Genomic DNA, 23,485 nt, shown 5'->3' with positions numbered 1-23,485 from the left:
CCTGACCGATGCGCGGCGGTCCCGCGGGGTTCACCCACGTGTCGCGTCGGCGCTGCACCAGCGGTTTCGCCCGGTGTTCTTGGCCAGGTACAGGAAAGCGTCGGCGGCCTTGATCAGCATGGCCGGGGTGACGTCCTCGCCGCTCGGCTGGCAGGTGGTAATACCGGCGCTGATGGTCACGATTCCCAAGGGATGATCGCCATGTTCAATGTTCAAGGCCCTGACGGCTTCGAGGATTTGCTGCGCGACCTTGGCGGCCCCCGTGCTGTCGGTGTTGGGCAGCAACACGGTGAACTCTTCACCGCCATACCGGACCGCCAGGTCACCCGGCCTTTTGATGGTCTGCCTGAGCGCAGTGGCAATCGCGCGCAGACAATCGTCGCCAGCAGCGTGACCGTATCTGTCGTTGAAACGCTTGAAGTAATCAACGTCGAGCATGATCAACGCCAGGGAAGAACCCCGGCGCTTGGCCAGGCGAATCTCGTCGGCCAACGCGATGTCCAGCCGCCTGCGGTTGCCCAGTCCGGTCAGGCTGTCGGTCAGCGCCATGTCGCGCATGGCCTGGTGGGCGCCGCGGATCTGCTTTTCCATGATCATCCGGTAGCGCAACTGGTTCAGCACGATGAGCCCGAAGCCGACGAGGATCACGATCAGGAAAATCAGCACCAGGCTGGTCTTGAACAGATCGCGCCGCCACGGGGCGATGATGGACTCGCGCGACAACCCGGCTTCCACCACCAACGGGTAAGTGGTCAGGGCCCGATAGCCATACAGCCGCTCGGTGTCGTCGATCACGGCCCTGGCCTGCGCTACGCCCTGGTTCGAGGTAGGCAGGTAGTTCCTGAAGATCACGCTGTTGACCAGGCTCTTGCCGATCACTGATTCGACGAAGGGGCGCCGTACCAGGATGCTCCCGCTGCGTGTGGCCAGGACCAGCGCCCCCTTGTCGTCGATCTTGAAGTCGCCGTAGTAGTCGACGAAATAACTGACTTTTACCGTTCCGAGCAACACACCAGCGAACGAGCCGTCGGGATTGTTCAAGCGACGGGACACAGGGATGATCAGTTCGTTGGTGGATCGGCTCTTGATCACTGCGCCAATGCGCACGCCTCGGTCCTCGTGGGTACGGTGATATTGGAAGTAGTCGCGGTCGGCGTTGTTCGCCGATTCCGGAATGACTTCCTTGTCCGTTACCAGCCACTGGCCGTCCGGGCCATAGATAAACAACCCGTGCAGTTGCGGCATGATGGCGGCTTGTTGCACCAATAGCTTATGGATACGCGGGATGTCCATGTTCTGCAGGCCATCACCTTCCACCCGTTCACTGAGGATGGCGGTGACCACATCCACTTGTCGAATGGTGTCTTCGGCGTGCTGGGCCGTCGCCCGTGCCAGGTTCGTCACCGAGTCCTGGGCGGACGAAAAGGCCGCGCGATAATCTCGCCAGGTGCGCCAGCCTTCGACGGCCAGAAACGCGATGATGACCACCAGCATGAAACTCACGGTCAGTCGCAATGCCGCTCCAGCCCGTGCGCTCTGGGGGGGAAAGGCCTCATCAGTGTTTTCAATCTGCGATCTTTCCACTGCTCATTGAGTCGAAAGCTCAAGATCAAAAGATCGCAGGCTTCGCCAGCTCCTACAGAGGCGGGCGACAGTAAGCGCCATTGCCACAAAATCGCTTCACACCGCGCTGCGTTCACGCAACTCCTGCAACCGATCAGCCCCGCCTTCGGCCACACGATTCTCGAGCAAGCGATCGGAGCCACCTTCGGCCACCCGATTTTCCAGCAAACGATCAGACCCGCCTTCAGCCAGCTGTTGCGCCTGGTTGTGAGTCGATGCACTGGCTGCGGTAGCCGAGGCGACATTGGCCAGGCCGACACCGCCAACCAGTGTCAGGGCGATAGCCAGGGACGATACTTTCGAGAGATTGAACATGGTGACTCTCCTTGCGCTTGATTGAGTGGGCCCGTGGCAGCGAATGTGTTGCTGTCCGGTGATCACAGTTAAACGCGCGGATGTATCGACGATGTGTGCCAGGAGAGGGCGAAATCCATTGTTTCGTATCAGTCCGCATTTCAGATACAGACCGATACAAACTCAGTAAGCGAGGGCAAACGAATGGCTTAAAGGCTTGATCAAGGCTGGGCCAGGGCTTGTTTCAACTGGTCCACCAACGTTGGCGTCATGTAGTGCGGGCCGTCGAACAGGTAGAGCGGATAGCCTGCATAGGCCGCCAGTTGTGGCTTGAGTTCGTCGACCGTGGCGGAGCGGAAGCCACCGCCGTATTGGGGGCGGAAGGCTTCGACGATGATTCGCACGCGATCCTGGCCAAGCCGATCGCGCAGGGCATCGGCGTAGGTCCGGGCAACCGGGGCGGTGCGGGCATAAACGCCGACGCCGTCCTGGAAAAACACGCCGATGTCGTTCGGCAACCATTGCTTGAGCCAGTCTGCGGTAGCGGCGGGGCCGATGTTGGCGCCGTCGTAGACACTGATCCACAGCGGCCGCGGCAGCTTGGCCAGCAAGGCCGGCAGCTCTGTAGCGCCCGACCAGCTGGGGTCGACCTCAGCCGGAAAGTACCAACCGGTGACATGCAATGGCGTCGGTAACCCGGCGATGCGCTCCGAGAGCGACGCCAGTTGCTCGACATTTTCTCGTGAGCGGTTCTCACTGAAATAGCCGGCCAGGCCGAGGATGACATCCTGGGCCCAAGGCGTTCTGGCAATGCGCGCCCAGTCCGGCAGTACCGGTACGCTAGGAAGGCCCGTTCCAGACACGAAGGCCTGGTCGTCCACCACCGTCCATTGCACCAGTAGCTCGTGCACTCCCAGTTCTTCCCAATTGCCGCTGATGCCGACGGTCTGGTTATCCGGCTGCCAGACGATGCCGACGATGTTCGGTGTCGTGGTGGTCATTATGTAGTACGTCCCTGTACCTGCGCTGAGGAACGCGGCCAGTAACAGCGCCGCGACGGTCTTGCGATTGATGAACTTTGCCAAGCTATTCAAACAAGTCCCTTCTGGATGCAGTGTAGTCGCGGCTCGGCGAGGCGAGCCGCTTTTCGTACTGACGAACCGCATATCCCACCAACGTCCTCAGTAGGAGTAGGTCAGGCGCGCGAACACGCCTTTGGCGCGGTCCTCGCCAAACACCCTGGCCCGGTATTGCAGGGACAGGTCCACATAGGAACGTGGTGCGTTGTAGGCGTCTTCCCGGAACCAGTAACGTACGTTGTTTCCTATCCCGATCCCCCCGGCGTCGCCGGAAGAAAAGCCGCCGCCGGCTTTGCTCTTCATCTTGGAATCGTAGTCGATCGCCGCGACGACATGAGGGAAGCTCACCCAGCGCGAGCCGGTTCCACCGATGGCGTAGCTGCGACCCACTTGCCATTCGCTGTTGAAGTAGTCGCGCGAGTCGTTGATGTAGTGGCCGACCTCGGCGTAAAGCTGCGAAGTCCACCAGCTCGGCACATCGACCCGCAGATCGGTGCCGATGCTCGAACCGTAGCCCAGCCGCACCAGCCAGTCGCCGTCGACATTGGAAGATCCAAGCGGGAAGGTCCGTTCAAGGGCGGCCATGATGTTGACCGAACTGAAGGGCTTGACCCGCACGCCGAGAGCGCCTTGCAAAGCATCCGCACCGGTGTCCGAATCGCTGTTCCTGCTCCACAGGGTGTCGGTGATGCGTCCGTAGAGTTCGACGAAGCGGCCATTGCGGTAGCCCAACGGACGCCACGACAGTTCGGTGCTGTTTTGCAGCAGGTCATTGCTTTCGCTGCCGCTGCCACTGGTGCCCGGGGCGGCGCTCAGACCACTGGAACTGTTGCCGCGATAGCTGGTGGTGCTGGTCAGGCCGAGTCTGCGCGATACATCGCCGACGGTGCGACGGGTATCGAACAACTGTTGTGCGGACAGCGGCGTCTCAGCGGTTTCTTGCCCATCGATGACGCGCTCGAAGTACGCCACGGCTTCGTCGTCTTCATGCAGGTGCATCGCGTTGTAGGCGGCGTCTTGGGCCGCCGCCGTGGTCAATGGCGTACTGGCGTCGGCCTTGCGGAACGCATCGTGAGCCGCCTCATCGTCTCCGGCCTGCATCGAGAGGTAGGCGACCTGCAGATCGCTCACCGACGCCAGTTCGCCCGTAGCCCGCGCCTCTTGCAGGCGTTCGCGGGCGGTGCGGCGCTGACCGATGGCGGCATACAAACCGGCTTCTTCGTAGGCCGGCAGGCTGCCTAGCGCCAGGGCGCGGGTAAAGTCATCCCGGGCGCCAACATCGTCCCCGGATTGCTGGCGCAGGCGTCCACGCATGACCAATAGCCGGGCGTCGTCGCTATGGATTTGCAGGCCTTCGCCGGCGGCGGTGATGGCTTGGGGCAGGCGTTTCTGATCCGTCAGGGCGCTGACCAGCAGGTGCCGATACGCCGGGTTCTGCGGGGCGCGTGCGACGGCCTGGTTCGCCAGGGCGACTGCGGTCGTCGGGTCTTTGCGGGCGAGGGCGGTATAGGCCTGGGACGCCAGCGCAGTACCGGCATCATGGGAACTGCCCGGCCAGATCGCACAGGTCAGGCCGAAGGTGCTTTCCTGGCACTCCAGGGGCGGTGGTGGAAATTGGGCCAGGGTGTCCAGGCCTTTGTTTTTCTGGCGCAGCGCTGCACGGGCCGCACCGCTGCGACGGGTCACTTCATCGCTGTCGTCGTTGCCCAACGACTGCAACTGCTGCAGCGCGTACTGAGGCTCACCGCGCGCCAGGGCAGCGTCGACGGCAAAGAGACGGATGTCCCGGCGCTCGTTTGTCGACAAGCCAGGCAGGGACAGGGCGCGGTTCAGATCGGCCTGGGCTGGCTGCAACTTACCCTGACGATCCCGGGCGTAGCTGCGCAGGATCCATGGCGCGGCTTGGCGATCGTCCAGTTTCAGCGAGCCAGAGGCAGCCTGTTCGGCCGCGGGGTAATCCTTCGCCGCCAGCAGCGCACTGATGAGCAACTGCTGGTTGGCGGTGATTTCCGGGGCCCAGGTCACCGCCTTGCGCGCCTGGTCCACGGCCAGGGCTGTGTTGCCTTGCTCCAGGGCGCGATAGCCCTGGGTCGCCAGCGGTACGGCGAGTTGACGGCGAATGGCTTTGCGACGCATCAACAACGTGTTGTCGTTGGCAAAGACGCCAAGGGCAGCGGCGGTGGCCCGGTCGGCTTCTTCCAAGTGTTGCTGGCGCTGCAAGGAGTCGATCAGCAACAGTCGATATTCACGGCGACGAGGTGCTTGAGCGATGGCCTTGCGGGCCGATTGTGTGGCGAGGCCGAATTGTTCGCGGTCATAGGCCTTGAACCCCTGGGACGCGGCGATAAAACCCGGTGCTGTGGTAGCGGGGCGCGACGCTGTCCGGGACAGGGGGTGGTCGCGCAGTTTCTTGTCTCGTTCGGCCAACTCAATCAGGGTGTTCAGGCGCGTCACGTCGGCCCGCTGGCGCAGGGCTTCGCGTGCCTTGGCGATGGCCAGGTCGTAGTCCTTGCGTTCGTAGGCGCTGTAGGCTTCGTTGGCGGCGGTATAGGCCGGACCGGACAATGGCAGCGGCAACGTTTCGGCAAGCGCAAACGCTGGTATCAGGCTCAGCCCCGTGGCCAAAAGGGTCAGGTAGGGGCGGTTCATGCCGGGAGCTCCGTTGGGTAGAGATTGTGCTGACGGGCCACGGCCTGTTCGATCGTCGAACGTGGCAGCACACCGCTGTCGACCAGGTAATCACCGATGCGGCCGTGGTGTTGCGGCCGGTACTGGAGCATGACGCGACTGAACTCGTCGCGATCGAGCAGGCCCATTTCGATCAGCAGGTCGCCCAACAGCGGTGCCCGGGCATTTGGCACGGTGTGGCCGTTGCGTGCAGGCAACTTGCGCAACAGCGCGAGAATTTCGCTTTCCCGGGCGATCAATTGCACCGGCTCGCTGCCCAGTTCGGCGCTGACCTGTTGCAGGCCTTCGTCAGACAAGGGGTTAGCGACGGCGATCTGTTCGCAGCCTTCGCTATTGCGTCCCAGGGGCACGACCCGCCAGCGCAAGGCAAACTCGGGGCTTAACGAGGATGTCGAGGCCGCGGCTTTCTCGGCGACATCAAAGACCCGGGGCAGGTCATTCTGGAACGCGATGGCTTCGGCCAGGGTTTCATCGTCCAGCCAGCCGTTGTTGAGCAGAATTCTCCCCAAAGGCACGTTGCGCGTTTGTTGTTCGTCGAGGGCGCTTTGCAGGGCCGTGTCGGTGATGGCTTGCCAGGACAGCAACACGCTGCCCAGGCGGCGTGGCGCGATGGCGACCAGGTCGGTGGAAGGGAAATCGTGCATGGTCTTGTCCCAGACCAGCTTGCGATTCATCACCTTGCCCACCAGGAACATGCGCCAGGCCCGGGAAGCGGCCATGAAGTTGACGAAATTGCCCACCAGCATGCGGGGCATGGACAGCAAGCCATGCTGCCAGCCGTACAGCACGGCGGTGAAGTAATAGCGGTGCAGGATGCGCCAGACCAAGGCGACGCCATTGGCCAACAGCAGGTATTTGACCGGGCCAATGCTTTCGAACGGCGTTGGGAAGGTGGCATCCCACAAGCCGCTGTGGCGCAGAATGATCAAGCCCAGCAGTTGCACCAGAATGACGTAGGCGACGATGCTCACGAACGCCGTCACCACCCCCTTGCGATCACGAAACAGCAGGTATCGGTTGGCCAGCGAACCGTGCCAACCCATCTGCTCCCAGCCTTGCAAGCCGATGCCCAGGGTCCAGCGGGCCTTTTGCCGGAAGGCCGTGCGGAACGTGTCCGGGAAAAACTCGCGCACGCACAGTGGCATCGTCAGAGTCGATTCGTAAGGTTTGCGGAACCAGGATTTGCGCAGCACCCGGAACTGCACCGGGAAACGAACGAAAATCGCGTTCATGCCAACCTTGGCCAAGCGCGCGCCAACGTCGTAGTCCTCGGTGAGGCTGTCGGTGTTGAACGGCTGGTTTTCGGTTTCACCGGCCAGCACCCGCAGGGCGCGATGGGAAAAGCAAGTGCCAACGCCGGCCGAGGGCACGGTGTCGGTCATGCTTTCACGCACCACCAGGTCCTTGCCGTGCCATTCGGCGAACTCGTCCATGTAGACACCCGCCACCCATTCGTACCAGTTGCGCTCCAGCGACACCACGGGCAACTGGATCATGTCCTTGCGCGGCAACAGGTAGTTGAACAGGCGCAGTTCCAGCGGATGCAGCACGTCCTCGCTGTCGTGCAGGACGACGCCGGCGAAGGTCATACCATGGGTTTTCTCATGCAGGAAAATCGCCTGGATCACCCAGTTCAAGCAGTCGGCCTTGCAGGTCGGCCCGGCATGGGGCACTTCGACACGGTGCAGTTGTTTGTAGCGCCTGCGCATCCGTTCGACTTCGTCGATGGTGCGCTGGTCGTTGATGTACGTACCGACGAAGACCACGTAGTTCTGATAGTCGAGGGTCGACACCATGTTCTCGATCATCGGTGCGATGACGTCGTATTCCAACCAGGCCGGCACCATGATCGCCAGGGGCTGTTCGTCCCGGGCCAACAATTGCTCGACGGTCAGCGGCCGGTAGCGGCGGTCCACGGTGAGCTTTCGGTACAGGCGACGAGACCAGTACCACACGTCAACGATCAGATCATCCAGGCTGGAGATCAGGATCAGCACCGCGACGATAATGGTCGCGATCTCCAGGTAGTTGTAGTAATGGGCCAGCCAATAGGGCCAATAAAGCGACGTCATCGAAGGGTACCGTTACTGGCGATTGCGACGGGCGCTACGGCCTGCCAGCAACAAGAGGAGGAACAGGATAATGGCGCCCGGGATCAGCCAAAGCAGCGAAGGTTTTCGCCAGGCGTCCAGACCTTTGGGTTCTTCGCGGTCGATCAGCAGGCTACCGCTTGGGTCTTGGGTATCGAAGATCGCCACGGCCCCGTTGTTGCCCAGAATCGCCACGTCGCCACGGGTCAGCACAATCGGCTTGGCCAGGCTTGGCGGCTGGTTGCCCAGGGCCCGGTAGACCAGGCCGTACTGGCCTGCGGTCTGCACCACTTGCAGCGAGGCCAATTGGTTGAGGGGTTGTATGTCCAGCAACACCTGGTCCTTGTGGTTGATGCGCAGGCGACCTTGCTCATCGACCTGGACCGATTCCTGGCTGTCCTTGAGCGGCAACTCGAAGGCCAGGAAGGCTTTGTCCGGGCTGACGACGGCGTTCGCATCAGCGCTGACCTTGAGCTGCGCGCGCAGCGGCGAAACACCGCTGGCATCGGCCACCGAAATGACCCGCGCCAGACTGCTGGCCGGTTGGTCGAGGTAGGCCCGGGGAACCAAAATCTGGGTGTCCACGGCGAAGCGTGCGGCCATGCCTGAGAAATCGTCGTCCAGCGCCGCTTTTTCCAGGACGATGTGGCTGGTCGGCAGGACCGATACGGGGAAGGCTTGCGGCGTTTCCAGGCAGCGGTCACTGACCGGCTGGCGCTGGAACGATACGCGCAAGGTGTTTTTCGAGCCCAGGGCGTAGCGCGGGATGTGGGCCTGGATGCGCTGCGGCTCACCGTTGGCGGTCAGTTGCTGCGCGCCGATCAGGAAATCATTGAAAAACAGCGAGGCCACCGGTGCTGTAGGGGAAGCACCCGGGGCGGCGGAGACGTCGACCACGGCCGTGACGGGCACGCGACCGTCGTAAGCCACGCTGCCCAGGGGGAACGAAGTGCTCCAGTCGAATCGCGAGGCCACGTCGAAGTTGCCAGGGGCGCCGCCCAGTCGCGACAGGGCAACACGGCCATCGTCGCTCAACGGTGTTTGCGCTTCGCTCACGGTCAATTGGCGACTTGTCGCCAGTTTGCTCCAGGTCGAACCGAGCAGCGACAAGGCTTTGCCGGTGGATTGTGGGGCGATCATCAGGACCGGGCGAGTGCCCAGCAGCGCCAGGCGTACGCTGTCGGTGTCGGCGCTCGCCAGTGCGGCGTTGATGTGCTGTTTGCGCCATAGGCTCAGCGCGCTGGCTGCCGTTGTGTCGAGGCCCTGGACCTGGCTTTGCAAGGCGTCCAGAGACTGGTTGATGGCCTTGAGCAGCTCCGGGTCGTTGATCGCCAGGTCAGCCTGTACGTTCGGGGTCTGGCCCAACACCAGCAGTGCGCCGATCTCGGCCGGGTTGGCCAAGCTGTGCGGGCCTTTGCCGTTGAGGCTGGCGAAGGCAGGAATGCTCAATAGCTCGGCAGGGATGCGCAGGCCGCTCAAGTCCACGCTGTCCTGCACGACAGGGAAGGGCAGGATGCGGCTGTGTTTGCCGATGCGCTCCAGTGCGACACCCAGGCGCCAGGCCGAATCGTAGCTGGCGGCGGACAACGCGCCAGGGGCGACGAGAATGCCGGGCTCGCCGGGCAGGGCCGCCCAGGCCGCACCGACGTCGCGCAACTGGCTGGCGTCGTAGCTGTAGCTCAGGCGCGTCTCGGGTTGGATGCGCAGCACATTGCCGATGACCCGATCATCTTCGCACAACGGCCGAGGCACCACCGAGGACCAGGCAATGCCCAGGCGCACCAGGCCGTTGTCACGTGCGGCCTTGTGGACGCCGAGTGTGGCGCTGGCATCGCCTTGTGCCTCGCTGAGCCCTTCGGCGCGCACTGGGTAGCCATCGAGGGACAGTAGCAGGGTGTTGCGACCGCCTTCACCATTGAGGTAGTTGGCATCCAGTTGCAAGGTGGCGTCATCGAGCGCAACGCCGGCGGGCACCGGCAGGTAGAGCTCGCGGCGGGCGTCGCTGGCGCTCAAGAGGATCGGCGCGGTGATGCCCAGGTCGCTCAAGCGCACTTCACGTGTCTGGCGGGTATCGGCGTTGAGTCGATGAATAGCCTGGGTCAGCGGGCTATCCGCAGCCAGGGCAAAGGTCGGCATGAGCGCGAGCAGGCTCAGGCCACAGGCAAGGGCGCTGAGCGCGCCCGTAGGGTTGGCAACGGAAGGCTTCATTCAGGCAAATCTCGATCTGATAAGGGTGGATAGCAGTTATGAGGTGAAATCGACGAGCAACTCCCGTGGCGCGGACGTTGGCGCATATGCCAGTTCCTGGGACGAATGCGCCTGGCCCACGACAAAGTCGCTGACCGGGCGCCCCATCAGGGTATCGACGATGCGTTGGCTGGCCTTGCCATCGCCATAGGGGTTGGCGGCCTGTGACGCTCGGCGCCACAAGGCCTCGTCGTCGAACAGCGCGTCCACACCGGCGACGATCGAGGCGGGGGAAGTGCCCACCAGGCGCACAGTGCCGGCGGCCACGGCTTCGGGGCGTTCGGTGACGTCGCGCATCACCAGCACGGGCTTGCCCAGGGACGGCGCTTCTTCTTGCACGCCGCCAGAGTCGGTGAGGATGACGTGGGCGTGTTGCATCAGGCGCACAAAGGCCAGGTAATCCAGCGGTTTGATCAAATGCACATTGAGCAGATCGCCCAGTTGTTCGGTAACCGGCCCCAGTACGTTCGGGTTGAGGTGCACCGGGTAGACGATCTGGATATCCGGGCGCTGGGCCAGTTGGCGCAGGGCCTTGCAGATGTCCAGGAAGCCTTCGCCGAAGTTCTCCCGGCGGTGACCGGTCACCAGCAGCAGCTTGCTTCCGGTTTGCAGGAACGGGAACTGTTGGTCCAGTTCGTCACGCAGCCGGGCATCATCATTGATGCGTCGGGCCGTCAGTTGCAGCGCGTCGATCACGGTGTTGCCGGTCACCAGGCAACGACCTTGCAGGCGTTCGCCCAGCAGGTTGTCGCGTGACTGTCCGGTGGGAGCAAACAGCAGGTCGGCGCTGAGGTCGATGCACCGGCGGTTCATTTCTTCCGGCCAGGGGCTGTAGATGTCGCCAGTACGCAGGCCGGCTTCCACATGGCCGACGGGGATGCGTCGATGGAAGGCGGCCATCGACGCGACCATGGCCGAAGTGGTGTCGCCATGGACCAGCACCCGATCCGGCCGGGTTTGTTCCAGCACCGGGTCGATGGCTGCGTACAACGCGCCAGTCAGGGAGTTGAGTGTCTGGTGCGGTGTCATCACGTCAAGGGTGAAGTCGGCCTTGAGATCGAATAGGTCCAGTACCTGCTTGAGCATGCTCTGATGCTGGCCGGTGACGCAGATCAGTGACTCAATGCCCGGTTCGGTGGCGAGAGCCTTGACCAGGGGCGCCATCTTGATGGCTTCCGGACGGGTACCGAAGATCGAGAGGATCCTGATTCGTGGATGATTAGTTGCCATGATGCCCTTCCTTGTGCAGTTTGCTGCGCCGCACAACAGCCCAGCCGGACGCGATGAGGCGTTCGAGTAAATAAGCGATTTAAGTTTTAAGAGGTAGCCCGTTGTCAGACAGCGGTTTGACGTACACAGGAAGTGACGCGCTAGCATCTTGAAAATCGGGGCGGAAGATTAATAGCATTAAATATCATAAGTGCAAAGGTTTAATGTGAGGGGTTCTATCAATATTTTTTTAGAGGGGTATTTTGAAGTTGGGGTTTAGCGTTTTGTTATTGCTGCTGTAAAGAGTATTACCCATTGATTTTAAAGGATTTATTGTTCTGTTAGATGGCGGGCATATGCGCGCTAAGTGTTCAGGCAAACGGCGCTGTGGTTTTTTTGGCGCCGAATAGTTGCTTGTTGAACAGGCGATGCGTCATCGAAATGGCGCCTGTAAATCGTCGGGAGGCTGCTCGCTTAGAGGGTGGTTAGTTATGCGTGAAGTTTGTGTTTTGGCGAAAGTTCAATTTAATTCGAGTTTTTATATTAATAAGTCGGAAAGATGTTTCTGTCGCCAGGGCCCACTCGGCAGAGTCGTTACTTATGAATAAGACAGGTTGCCTGGAATCGCCCCATTCGAATCCAAATGGCAGCAACTCGTTCGCCCGGTCCGACCGATAACCGCACGCTTTGTGTTGCACACCTGCCTGGCTTATTGACCAAACTAACCGGGTGGTACATTTTATCGGCAATCAGTCTTGTCCAACGTGACCAAGACCATAATAAAAATAGAGGAATACTCATGCCTTTCCGTTTGCGAGCACCCCATTTCCCCTTGATTCGTTGTTCCAGTCCTGGAGCATCTTCCAGCCTCTCAGGTTCGATCCGATAGCGGCTACGCTGTTTGCGGTCTTATCGCGCCAGCGGGATGTCGGCGCTCGACAAGCCTCGGAGTTCTTCAAAATGACAAAAATCGTCGATCTGTATTTCAAGCTGCTGAAGCTGCTGATTGTCTTGTGCATGGTCGCGATGATCGTGCTGGTGTTCGGCAATGTGGTGCTGCGTTATGCCTTCAACTCTGGCATCAGTGTGTCGGAGGAGTTGTCGCGCTGGTTCTTCGTCTGGATGATTTTTCTCGGTGCCCTGGTGGCGCTCAAGGACCGTGCTCACCTGGGCATGGACAGCCTGGTCAAGCGCTTGCCGCCGGCCGGCAAGCGTATCTGCCTGGTCATCAGCCATCTGCTGATGCTGTACATCTGCTGGCTGATCTTCAGTGGCAGTTGGCAACAGGCCGCGATCAACCTGAATGTCGTTGCCCCGGCGTCAGGTTTGTCCATGGCACTGTTTTACGGTGCTGGCCTGGTGTTTGGCGCCAGTGCCGCAGCGATCCTGTTCTACGAGCTCTACCTGGCGCTGTTTGGCAAGCTCGGGGATAACGAGCTGGTGATGGTCAAGGCCAACGATGCCGAGGAAATCACCCATAACCCCGTCACCGCTGACCCCATCAAGAGTACCCGCCCATGACACTGGTTATTTTCCTCGGGTCCTTGATTGGCAGCATGGCACTGGGCATGCCCATTGCGTTTGCCTTGCTGGTGGTCAGCGTGGCGTTGATGTTCTACCTGGATCTGTTTGACGCGCAAATCATTGCCCAGAACCTGCTCAACGGGGCGGACAGTTTCCCGCTAATGGCTGTGCCGTTCTTCATGCTGGCCGGCGAAACCATGAACGTCGGTGGCCTGTCCAAACGCATCGTCAACATCGCCATGGCGCTGGTGGGGCACAAGCGTGGTGGCCTCGGTTATGTGGCGATCATCGCGTCCTGCCTGCTGGCGTCGCTCTCCGGTTCGGCCGTGGCCGATGCGGCGGCACTGGCGGCGTTGCTGGTGCCGATGATGGTGCTGGCCGGGCACAATCGGGCGCGCTCGGCGGGTTTGATTGCTGCCGGTGGCATTATCGCGCCGGTCATTCCCCCGAGCATTGGCTTTATTGTCTTTGGCGTGGCCTCCGGCGTGTCGATCTCCAAGTTGTTCCTGGCCGGCATCGTGCCAGGGATCATGCTCGCAATGGCGCTGGCCATTGCCTGGTGGTTCGTCTCCCGCAGCGAGAATGTCGAGACGCCACCCAAGCAATCCCGTGCCCAGGTCTTGCGGGCATTGGTTCAGGGCAGCTGGGCCATGGGCTTGCCGATCATCATTATTTTTGGCCTCAAGTTCGGCATTTTTACCCCGACGGAAGCGGCAGTGGTGGCGGCGGTCTATTCGCTATTCGTCTCTCTGGTGATCTACCGGGAAATGAAAGTCAGCCAGTTGTACGAGGTGATCCTGTCCTCGGCCAAGACCACTTCGGTGGTGATGCTGCTGGTCGCCGCCGCCATGGTTTCTTCCTGGCTGGTGACTATTGCCGATCTGCCGAGCCAACTGGCGGCGGTGCTCGAGCCGTTTATGGACAGCCCGACCCTGCTGTTGGTAGTCATCATGCTGATGATCATCCTGGTCGCTACGGTCATGGACATGACGCCAAGCATCCTCATCCTTACACCGGTGCTGATGCCGGCGGTTACCCAGGCGGGCATCGACCCGGTTTACTTTGGCGTGTTGTTTCTGATCAACACCGCCATCGGCCTGATTACCCCGCCCGTAGGCACAGTGCTCAATGTGGTGAGTGGGGTTTGCAAGCTCAATATCGAAGAGATCGTTCGTGGCGTGTGGCCGTTCCTGCTGGCGCAACTGGTGGTGCTGTTCCTGCTGGTCGTGTTCCCACAACTGGTCTTGGGCCCGCTGAAATTCTTCACCGGTTGAGGCCGGTGCAAGCCGTAGTAGCTCAACTTAAAAACAATAACGATCGGAGAGTGACATGGGACAACTGATGAAAACCCTGTTGGCCGGGGCGTGCGCAACGGGACTGCTGCTGGGTAGCGTGGTCAGCCACGCAGATGAAATCCGCGAACGCACCCTGCGATTCGCGTTCCAGAACGTCAAGGAGCATCCGCAAGGGCAGGGCGCGCAGAAGTTTGCCGATCTGCTCAGCGAAAAGAGCGGTGGCAAGATCAAGGTCCGCCTGTTCCCCGGCGGTACGCTGGGCGGCGACGTGCAAACGGTGTCGGCGTTGCAGGGCGGCACATTGGACATCACGGTGCTCAACTCCGGGATCCTGGCCGCCCAGGCACCGGATTATGCCATGCTCGACTTCCCGTTCCTGTTCAACAACGTCGAGGAAGCCCATGCGGTCATCGATGGGCCGGTCGGGCAGAAACTGGCGGCGCAACTGGACAGCAAAGGGCTCGTCGGGCTGGGTTATTGGGACCTGGGCTTCCGTAACCTGACCAACAGCAAGCACCCGGTGACCAAGCTTGAAGACATGCAGGGCTTGAAGATTCGCGTCATCCAGTCACCGATCTACCTGGAGACTTTCTCCGCCCTGGGCGCCAACCCGGTGCCGATGGCGTTCCCCGAGGTCTACACGGGCCTTGAACAGCACACCATCGACGGTCAGGAAAACCCTTTCACGGTGATTGAGGGCAACAAGTTCTACGAGGTGCAGAAGTATCTTTCCGTCACGGGCCACATCTTCAACCCGCAGTCGCTGATCATCAGCCAGAAAACCTGGAACCGCCTCAACGATGATGAAAAAGCGCTGATCCGCTCGGCCGTGGCCGAGGCGCAAACATTCCAGCGTGACGTCACGGCCGCGAGCATGGACAAGGCCAAGGTCACGTTGGCCGCTGCAATGACCGTCAATGAGATCAGCCCGGCCGAGAAGGACCGCTTGCGTGAGCGGGTGAAGCCGGTGGTCGACAAGTTCGCCAAATCCCTGGATGGCGAGCTGGTCAAGATGATGTATGACGAAATTGCCAAGGTGCGTGCCGCGCAGTGAGTTGAAGCCAGCCCCCGAGTGACGGGGCTATGAAGGGTGTCGGTGGCTGTCTCGGCACCCTTCGTTGCGTCTGGGATAAAGGCCAGCGCTGCGCCTCACTCGGCTCAGGTTGCCGTTAGTAGAACAGTCATGGCCGGTCTCAATGTTCCAACCATTGCTCTAAACTTGTTAGGCTATGGCACACATATCTCGTTTTCATTTTGGACCAGCGGGACTCATCAGACCACAGGCGCGCATGCGCGTGCTGTATATCAAAGGAGATTCACGTGGGTAAAAATCCTGTCGACGATCTATCAGGAAGACCTCAGACGCCCGGCACGGAGGGAATACCAGCCCCCAGCGGCGAGGCAAATCTCATTGAAACAGACTATGTCATAGGACAGGACAATATCAGCGGTGAGTTTTCGTTCTCTCTGGATATCCATGGCAAAGTCTTCCTCATCTCCGCCGCCACCATTTTGTTGTTCGTCGTCGTAACATTAGCCCTGCAAAACGAAGTCGAACCGCTCTTCAGCGCAATGCGCAGTTGGTTGACCCGACACTTGGCCTGGTTCTTCCTGAGCGCAGGCAATATCTTCGTATTACTGTGCCTGGCGTTGATAGTTTCGCCATTGGGCAAGGTCCGATTGGGCGGTCGCGACGCCACGCCGGATCATACGTATCTGGGCTGGTTCTCCATGTTGTTCGCCGCCGGGATGGGCATCGGGTTGATGTTCTATGGTGTTGCCGAGCCGATGTCGCATTACGCTTCCGCGATGGGCGGAGTCACGGTCGATGCCAGTGGCGTGCGTACGGATTGGGCACCCCTTGATGGTGCAAAGGGGGACATGAAAGGTTCTGCGGAGCTGGCGATGGCTGCGACTATCTTTCACTGGGGGCTACATCCTTGGGCAATCTACGCCATCGTTGCGTTGTCCCTGGCGCTGTTTTCCTTCAACAAAGGCTTGCCGCTGTCGATACGCTCGATTTTTTACCCGCTGCTGGGTGAGCGTGTCTGGGGATGGCCCGGGCACATCATCGACATCCTGGCGGTCTTTGCCACGCTGTTTGGGCTGGCGACCTCGCTGGGTATCGGTGCCGAGCAGGCCTCTGCGGGGATTGAGCACTTGTTTGGTATCCCGTCCACCAATGTCAGCAAGGTGGTGCTCATCATCGGCATCACTCTGATTGCGCTGTGTTCGGTACTCGCCGGGCTGGAGAAGGGCGTCAAGCTGCTGTCCGAAATCAACATGGGCCTGGCGCTCCTGTTGCTGCTATTCATCATTGTCGTCGGGCCAACCGTGGCCATCCTCACCGGGTTTTTCAAGAACGTGGTGACCTATGCGCAATACCTGCCGGCATTGTCCAACCCTTTCGGGCGAGCGGACACTGAGTTCACCCAGGGGTGGACGGCGTTCTACTGGGCCTGGTGGATCAGTTGGTCCCCATTCGTCGGTATGTTCATCGCCAGGGTCAGTCGTGGCCGTACCGTTCGTGAGTTTCTGATTTCGGTATTGCTGGTGCCTTCGCTGGTGTCGGTGCTGTGGATGACGACCTTTGGCGGGACGGCCATTGATCAGGCCACCCTGCAAGGCCTCAGCGGCGTGAAGGACGCTGTCCTGGAACTCAAGCTGTTCGCAATGTTTGAAGCGCTTCCCCTCAAGGAAATCTCGTCTCTGCTGGGCATTGTGTTGGTGATCGTGTTCTTCATCACCTCCTCGGACTCCGGCTCGCTGGTGATCGATACGATCACCGCGGGCGGAAAGGTTGACGCACCCGTTCCGCAGCGGGTCTTCTGGGCTGTCATTGAAGGGGTGATCGCCATCGCACTGTTGCTGGGAGGGGGGCTGGTGGCCTTGCAGGCCATGGCGGTGTCCACCGGATTACCCTTCGCCATTGTCCTGCTGGTAGGCTGCGTTTCGCTGGTCAAGGGATTGCTGTCCGAACCGCGATCCTGATGGTCAACGAGTGCCGATGATGGAACGGGTCATGTTCCATCGTCGGCCTCAGTCCCAAAGTTCTCCAATCGCAACGTCAGGGCTGTAGTCAGTGGCTATTTGCGCTTGCAGCAGCTCGGCCGTGGCCAAGGCATCGGTCAAGGCCTGATGGGCATGGTAGGGCGGCAGGTGATAGCGCGTCCGACTGTCCGCCAGTCGGACGGAGGAGGGAGGGCGTTGCAACAGTCGGTCTAGCCAGCTGCGATGGCCCCGGACTTGCCGCGCTTCGAGTTGCATGGTGTCAATGACTGGAAATTGCAGGCCTTCTCCCCAGTGGTGACGAAACGCCTGGTCCAGGAAGTCACGTTCGATGGTCCGGTAGTGCACGACCATGATTTTTCCCGTCATTGCTTCCAGCAGGTGTTCCATGATGTCCGGCAACCGGGGGGCATGGCGAATATCGGCGTGGGTGATGCGATGGAAAGTTACCGATTCGTGGGTTAGTTGCGCGGGTTTGATGATCCAGTACAGCGCTTCGCCGCAGCGTATCCGCTTGAGCGTCAACGGTATCAAGCCAATGCTGACGATGCTGTCGCTACAGGCATTCAAACCGGTGGTTTCCAGGTCCAACGCCAGCAGGTCCACCTGCTCCAACGGCGTCTGTCCGTTGGCAACGCCGGCTTGGTAGAAGCGCTGCAAGAGAGGGTGTCTGGCTTGCTGTGCCAGCTGTTCAAAGCGTGCCGGCCAGTCCAGTGTTGTCTGCCTCTGCGCGTTCCGTGAATCGCTCATCGTGTTGGCCGTGCGTGGCCGGGATAGCGGAAGCGCAAGAATTTTTGCGCATTGCTCAACACCTGGAACGCTTCCTTGAGGTTGTGGCGCTCAATGGTGGAAAAACGCTCGGGCACGATGTAGTTGTCTGGTGTCCGACCTTGTTCGATGGCATGGGCCTGGTGCCGTATTCGCACCATCGATAGGAACTCCAATGCGTAGCGTAGATGATCAATGGCTTGCGGTTGCAGCCATTTCGTCGTGCTGATGGCGTCGAGTCGGTCAAAGGAGTTTTGTGCGGTACTCCCGCACGCCAGCGCATGAATTCGGATCAGGTCGGTAAGGGGCGCCGTGCCACGTCCCTTCAGGTTGATGATCTGCTTTTGCTCCCCGTCGGTTTCCATGACAAACGTGCGGAAGAAACCCAGGGGCGGCGTCCTATTCAGTGCGTTACGGGCCATTGCTGTCAGGAAGGCGGGCGTGGCCCTTGATTTTTCAGCGCAAAGCGCTTTGAGCCCGTTGACCATTTCCAGCCGACCATAGACCCCGTCCAGGTCAAAGAAAATACACGCGTTAAGCAGGGTGGCAGCGTTCGGCTTTTCAATCCACTGGGTGAAATAGTCGCGCCAGACTCGCAACGGCTGACGCCACTGGGCGTTGGTCGCCATGATCCCGCCCTTGCAGTAGCTAAAGCCGCACGCGGCGAGTCCGTCACTGACGAATGTGGCCAGTTTCCTGAAGTACTCATCGTGCAGGATCGGGTCGAAACGATCATCCAGCACCAGGGCGTTGTCCTGATCGGTAACCAGCAACTGTTCGTCCCGGGCCATCGAGCCCAGCACCATGAAGCAGTAAGGCACCGGCGGCGGTCCCAACTCCCTTTCTGCCAGCTCGAACAGACGTTGGGTGAAGGCGCGGCCAATGCCTGAAATGGCGCTGCCGATCATGTGGGCGGTGGCACCGTCGCGCACCATGCGAATGTAGGTACCGCGTAGATCCCGTAGCAATGATCGCAGACCTTCGACGCTGGTCTGGTTGGAGATGCTGTTGACGAGGTACAAGCTGCTCTGGGACTCGTGCCGGATAATGTCCGACAGATTGATCAGGCCCAGAGCGCGCCCTTTATGCATCACCGGAAGGTGGTGAATATTGCTGCGAAGCATGCACAGCATGGCCTCGAACAGTGAGTCGTCGGCCTGGATGGCCACCGGATCGTTCGACATTACTTCGCCGATGGTGGTGCTGCCGCTACGGTTGGCGGCCACCACGCGAGTGCGCAGGTCCCGATCGGTCACGATGCCGAGCATTTTCCCGGGGTTATTCCCGGCCCGCTCCAGGACGACGACACAGGAAACGCTCTGTTCGGTCATCAGCTGTGCGGCTTCCTGGACGCTGGTGAGTGGTGTGACCCAGACCAGCTTCCGGGAAATCAATGCACGGGATTTAAGTTGGATCAAATCGCTCGCGCGCCCTTGGGCTTCAACGGCCGATTTGAGCCTGGAATGACCTTCGGCTTCGACAAAATCGGCGAAGCTGTCATGTCGTTTGCACAATTGGGCGATGACTTCCGCCGGGATGAAATAGATCAGGCTATCTTCCAGGGCCTTGGCCGGAAAACGCACCTTATTGCTGCGTAGCAGGCCGGCCTGACCGAAGATATCGCCTTCCACCAGGCGGTCGTACAACTCGCCGCTGCGCCGATAGATCTCGACTGCGCCGCTGCGTACGTAGTGGAGGTCATTGATGATGGCGCCCCCTTCGAGGATAACGCTACCGGCCTTGAAATAGGCGATCTCGACACGCCGGGCTATGTCTTCCAACGTTGCCTGGGGCAGGGCATCAAATGGGGGAAATCGATGCAGGTGCTCGCTGATTTCCAATAACTCGATTTGCATAGAGCCTCGTGGCTGTTCGCTTTAGAGAACCAACATGCCAGACCATGGCGTCGCGCACAAACCCGATACAGGCGAGCGTGCGCGAGCACCGGTTACTCACTGGCCTTCAGGCACCGCCAACCAGTTCCCAATGACCTTCTGATAGCTGCCGTTGGCCTTGCTCAGGTGCAGCCACTGATCGACGTACATCTTCCAGGTGGTGTCATCCCGAGGCAGCAGGTAGGCCTTCTCGCCATATTGCAGGTAGCGGGTCGGGTTGACCGCGCACAGGCCAGGCTTGAGTTTTTGCTGGTAGAGCGCTTCTGACGCGTCGGTAATCATCACGTCGGCTTTCTTGTCCAGCAGTTGCTGGAAGATGGTCACGTTGTCGTGGAAACTGAGCTGGCCGTTAGGCAGGAACGCCCGGACGAAGGCTTCGTTGGTGCCACCGGCCGGCTCGACAAGACGCACCGAAGGCTGGTTCATCTGTTCGAGGGTCTGGTACCGCGCCTGGTCTTCGCAACGCACCAGCGGGATCTTGCCATCCACGTCCAGAGAGTGACTGAAATAGGCTTTCTTCTGGCGCTCCAGCGTCACCGAAATCCCACCCATGCCGATGTCGCATTGACCGGCAACCATATCCGGCATCAGGGTTTTCCAGGTGGTCTGCACCCATTGCACCTTGACGCCCAGGCTGGCGGCCAGCGCGCGCGCCATGTCGATGTCAATGCCTTCGTATTCGCCGGTTGCGGTTTTAAAGGTATAGGGCTTGTAGTCGCCGGTGGTGCACACCTTCAGTTCGCCGCGCTGCAGGACCTGGTCCAGCAGCGAAGGGGCCGGCTCGGCCAGGGCACCGCCGGAGAGCGCCAACAGGCCACAGAGCGTCATCAAGCTTGTTATGTTTTTCATAGTGATTGGACGTCTCGCAACGCAAGGGAATGAGACCGGGGAGTGTAGTAAAAGCGCCGGCTCGCTGTCACTGCGGTGTTGATCGTGAGCCATCAACTGAGCGTCGTCGCGAGAGGCCGTCGTTGCAGGCTTTCCAGGTAGGCGCAGAACATGTCGGCCATGGCGTCGCCATAGACGGCAACTTCCACGGGACGGCTGGCAGTTACCCCCGCGCCTTGTTGGGCTGGACACCAAGTGACCCGAGTCTGTTGGCCGATCTTCAGCAGCCAGGCTATTGCACCGGATGCCCCCGTAGGGCGCAGGAGCTGTGTAGGAGCGCAGAAGCGTAGGAGCGTAGGAGCTGTCGAGTGCAACGAGGCTGCGATCTTGTTCCAGACAATTGAGTCGGAAGTGAAAGATCAAGATCAAGATCAAGATCAAAAGATCGCAGCCCTCGGCAGCTCCTACATTTCCGCCTAGCGCGAAATAATCCCGTGGTCGATCGCGTATTTCACCAGGGCCGCGGGCTTGTCGATGTTCAGCTTGCGGCGAATGCTCAGGCGATGGGTCTCGACGGTGCGAACGCTGATGTCCAGTTCACGGGCCATTTCCTTGTTGTTCAGGCCCTGGACCATTTTGGACAACACTTGGCTCTCGCGTGGCGTCAGCTCGTTATCGGTGTGCGGGTCGGTGGCAAGCCGCTGGGCGATCTCTGCACTGTAGAACGTGCCGCCGCTGATGATGGCTTCGATGGCTGCGATGATTTCCCGCGACGGCGCGTTCTTGAGTACGTAGCCGCTGGCGCCGGAACGCACGGATTCGCTCACGTACTCGTAATTGTCGTACATGCTGAGGATGAGGATTTTGAGGCTGGGGTATTGCTTGCCCAGCAACCGGGTCAACTCGAGCCCGTTCATGTCCTTGAGGCTGATGTCCATCAGCAGCAGGTCGGGTTGGCTGCGACCGACCATTTCAATCGCTTGCGCACCGTTCTCAGCTTCGCCCACCACGTCCAGTCGGGGCATTACGGACAACAGGGCCTTGATGCCGTCGCGAACCAGGGAGTGATCATCGACCAGCGCGACGCGAATCACGGGAGGCAGGTTCATCGGCAGGTGCTCTTGTTGGAAGGGAGGCGCATCAGTTTTCCGTTACCGACAGGTTCATGGGCAGCAGGATGTCCAGTTCGCTTCGTCCCGGTGCCGAGGTCACTTCCAGGCGTCCGCCGAAATGCTCGACCCGTTCGCGGATATTGCGCAGGCCGATGCCGGCGTGGCCGCGCTCTACTTGCGGGACGTTGAAGCCCATCCCGTCATCGACCACCGTCAGGCGCAAGGACTGGCTGGAGCCGAACAGGGTGATACCGACACTTTTCGCCCCGGCATGGCGCTCGATATTGGTCAAGGCTTCCTGGGCAATACGGAATAGCGAGACAGGGGCGCCATTTTCCAAGCGGCAATCGAATTCGTTGCTTCGGTAGGACACTTCAAGCCCGCTGCGCTGTTGGAACTCGGTCGCGAGCTGGCCGATGGCGGCGGGCAGGCCCAAGGTGTCGAGCAGGGACGAGCGCAAGTCATGGGAGATGCTGCGGATTTCGCCGATGGCTTCGCCGAGCCGATCGGTTGCGCCCTTCAGGATGCCCAGGCCGTTTTCCTGGCCGTTTTCCAACACGTGGCTGGCCAGTTCGAACTGGAATTTTATCGACACCAGCAACTGGCTTATGCCGTCGTGCAGCTCGCGAGACACTCGCGAGCGTTCTTCTTCCTGCAAGCTGACGATGCGCTGGTTCAGCCGCTGCAGCTTTTTGTCGGCCAGGCGATGTTCGCTGACATTGAGGGTCATGCCGCCAGCGAACACCAGCAGGACCGCCACCAAGGCGATAGCGGCGATGGCTTGCATGGTGGTGTGGATGCCACGGGCGACCTCGTCGCGGGCTTGCTGGGTGGCGCGCTCGACGTCCTCCAGGTAGATCCCGGTGCCGAGCATCCAGCCCCATTGATCGAGCATCACGACATAGGCCAGCTTGTCGGTTACCTGGCCGGAGGAGGGCTTGTTCCAGGCATAGCGCTGGAACCCTTCGCCCGACTCGGCACTTTTGAGCAATGCCTGGATGACCGGCAGGCCGTAGGGGTCCTTCATGTCCCAGAGATCTTGCCCCACCAGTTCCGACTGACGGGCGTGCATGAGGCTGCGACCCTGGCGGTCGTACACGAAAAAGTAACCGTTGATGCCGAAGCTGAGCTTGCGCAATTCCTCCAGGACCTGCTGTTGCGCGCGCTCGTCGCCCTGGCCGTCGTTATAGAGCGGGGCGATCAGGCTCTGCGCCATCTCGACATAGTTCTTCAGCTCGGCACGCTTGCTCGCCAGGATGCTGTCTTCGATCAGTTGCGCCTGTTGGTCGCCCAACTGGCGATTGAGCGAGATCACCAGGGCGCAGATGACCGCGATGGCCAGGACCAGCGGCAAAATCCCGAGGGCGACGATTTTGTGTTTGAGCAGCATCTGTACTCCTGTCCGGACTCGGCGGGGAGGCGAATGGCGGCATCATATGCCAAACCCATGGATGAGGCATAAAACCTGTGGGCGTTGGTGTCTACGTAGAACTACGTAGGTAGCCCGTACGTAGTACTGCGGATTTATTTATTGACGACTTGCAGGGATATTGGGCCGGCTCCGAATAGCCGGGGCACACTATAAAAACAATCGCCGCAATCCACTGGATATCGGCAGGAGACACGCAATGACAACCCGTCTGGTTAAACACCTCGCCTGGTTTGCCGTGGCTGTTCTGGGAGCCTGTGCGTTGAGTGTCGTGGCCTTGCGCCGCGGCGAACCCATCAACGCCCTCTGGATCGTCGTCGCGGCCGTGGCCATCTACCTGGTCGCCTACCGCTACTACAGCCTCTTCATCGCCAATAACGTGATGCAACTCGATG

Annotated in this window: 17 protein-coding genes; 5 read left to right on the top strand and 12 right to left on the bottom strand. The window is 60.4% G+C overall.

Annotation, left to right across the window (positions count from 1 at the left end; all coding sequences use genetic code 11):
- Positions 1–30: 30 nt before the first annotated feature.
- The 7 genes from AACY31_RS17000 to wecB all read right to left on the bottom strand — a co-directional run bounded on the left by AACY31_RS17000 (position 31) and on the right by wecB (position 11,251).
- A complete protein-coding gene (locus AACY31_RS17000) occupies positions 31–1,584 on the bottom strand; it encodes a sensor domain-containing diguanylate cyclase (protein ID WP_339504833.1) in 1,554 nt (517 codons plus the stop codon).
- 96 nt (positions 1,585–1,680) lie between these two features.
- Positions 1,681–1,938, bottom strand: coding sequence for a phage infection protein (locus AACY31_RS16995; protein WP_339480789.1), 258 nt, complete (start codon positions 1,936–1,938; stop codon positions 1,681–1,683).
- A gap of 200 nt (positions 1,939–2,138) precedes the next feature.
- Positions 2,139–3,011, bottom strand: a complete 873-nt coding sequence (locus AACY31_RS16990; RefSeq protein ID WP_445261556.1) for a hypothetical protein — start codon at positions 3,009–3,011, stop codon at positions 2,139–2,141.
- An 87-nt stretch (positions 3,012–3,098) separates the two neighbouring features.
- Positions 3,099–5,645 carry an NfrA family protein gene (locus tag AACY31_RS16985; protein ID WP_339504831.1) on the bottom strand — a complete coding sequence of 849 codons (2,547 nt, stop codon included), beginning with the start codon at positions 5,643–5,645 and terminating at the stop codon, positions 3,099–3,101.
- On the bottom strand, positions 5,642–7,756 hold the full coding sequence (locus AACY31_RS16980; protein ID WP_339504829.1) for a glycosyl transferase family protein: 2,115 nt from the start codon (positions 7,754–7,756) through the stop codon (positions 5,642–5,644). The genes AACY31_RS16985 and AACY31_RS16980 overlap by 4 nt, the downstream gene beginning before the upstream one ends.
- 12 nt (positions 7,757–7,768) lie before the next feature.
- Complete coding sequence (locus AACY31_RS16975; RefSeq protein WP_339480783.1) at positions 7,769–9,982, bottom strand: hypothetical protein; 2,214 nt, start codon at positions 9,980–9,982, stop codon at positions 7,769–7,771.
- Between the two features lie 36 nt (positions 9,983–10,018).
- Entirely contained in the window at positions 10,019–11,251 is a 1,233-nt protein-coding gene (gene wecB, locus AACY31_RS16970) for a non-hydrolyzing UDP-N-acetylglucosamine 2-epimerase (RefSeq protein ID WP_339504827.1), read from the bottom strand.
- A 939-nt stretch (positions 11,252–12,190) separates the two neighbouring features.
- Here wecB and AACY31_RS16965 point away from each other — a divergent pair.
- From AACY31_RS16965 to AACY31_RS16950, 4 genes are all read left to right on the top strand, one after another.
- Positions 12,191–12,751: a TRAP transporter small permease gene (locus tag AACY31_RS16965; RefSeq protein ID WP_339491907.1), complete on the top strand. Its 561-nt coding sequence runs from the start codon at positions 12,191–12,193 to the stop codon at positions 12,749–12,751.
- Complete coding sequence (locus AACY31_RS16960) at positions 12,748–14,028, top strand: TRAP transporter large permease subunit (RefSeq protein WP_339491905.1); 1,281 nt, start codon at positions 12,748–12,750, stop codon at positions 14,026–14,028. The genes AACY31_RS16965 and AACY31_RS16960 overlap by 4 nt, the downstream gene beginning before the upstream one ends.
- 55 nt (positions 14,029–14,083) lie before the next feature.
- Positions 14,084–15,103: a TRAP transporter substrate-binding protein gene (locus AACY31_RS16955; RefSeq protein WP_339480779.1), complete on the top strand. Its 1,020-nt coding sequence runs from the start codon at positions 14,084–14,086 to the stop codon at positions 15,101–15,103.
- 266 nt (positions 15,104–15,369) lie between these two features.
- Positions 15,370–17,040, top strand: a complete 1,671-nt coding sequence (locus AACY31_RS16950; RefSeq protein WP_339480778.1) for a BCCT family transporter — start codon at positions 15,370–15,372, stop codon at positions 17,038–17,040.
- Positions 17,041–17,088: 48 nt separating this feature from the next.
- Here the strand turns inward: AACY31_RS16950 and AACY31_RS16945 are convergent, their stop codons facing one another.
- The 5 genes from AACY31_RS16945 to AACY31_RS16925 form a co-directional block, all read right to left on the bottom strand.
- Positions 17,089–17,808: a 3'-5' exonuclease gene (locus AACY31_RS16945; RefSeq protein WP_339504825.1), complete on the bottom strand. Its 720-nt coding sequence runs from the start codon at positions 17,806–17,808 to the stop codon at positions 17,089–17,091.
- Positions 17,805–19,682 (bottom strand): DUF294 nucleotidyltransferase-like domain-containing protein, encoded by a 1,878-nt coding sequence (locus AACY31_RS16940; RefSeq protein WP_339480773.1) that lies wholly within the window; start codon positions 19,680–19,682, stop codon positions 17,805–17,807. Before AACY31_RS16940 ends, AACY31_RS16945 begins: the two co-directional genes overlap by 4 nt.
- A gap of 96 nt (positions 19,683–19,778) precedes the next feature.
- Complete coding sequence (locus AACY31_RS16935; RefSeq protein ID WP_339480770.1) at positions 19,779–20,570, bottom strand: transporter substrate-binding domain-containing protein; 792 nt, start codon at positions 20,568–20,570, stop codon at positions 19,779–19,781.
- 455 nt (positions 20,571–21,025) lie between these two features.
- A complete protein-coding gene (locus tag AACY31_RS16930) occupies positions 21,026–21,658 on the bottom strand; it encodes a response regulator (RefSeq protein WP_214512347.1) in 633 nt (210 codons plus the stop codon).
- A 31-nt stretch (positions 21,659–21,689) separates the two neighbouring features.
- On the bottom strand, positions 21,690–23,051 hold the full coding sequence (locus AACY31_RS16925) for a cache domain-containing protein (protein WP_339480763.1): 1,362 nt from the start codon (positions 23,049–23,051) through the stop codon (positions 21,690–21,692).
- A 238-nt stretch (positions 23,052–23,289) separates the two neighbouring features.
- Here AACY31_RS16925 and AACY31_RS16920 point away from each other — a divergent pair.
- Positions 23,290–23,485: carbon starvation CstA family protein (locus AACY31_RS16920; protein ID WP_335945250.1), on the top strand; the 196-nt coding region annotated here is incomplete at its 3' end.

Origin of the sequence: Pseudomonas sp. RL_105y_Pfl2_101, from assembly GCF_963970585.1 — a bacterium.
Classification (GTDB): domain Bacteria; phylum Pseudomonadota; class Gammaproteobacteria; order Pseudomonadales; family Pseudomonadaceae; genus Aquipseudomonas.
This window is presented reverse-complemented; position numbering and strand designations above follow the sequence as displayed.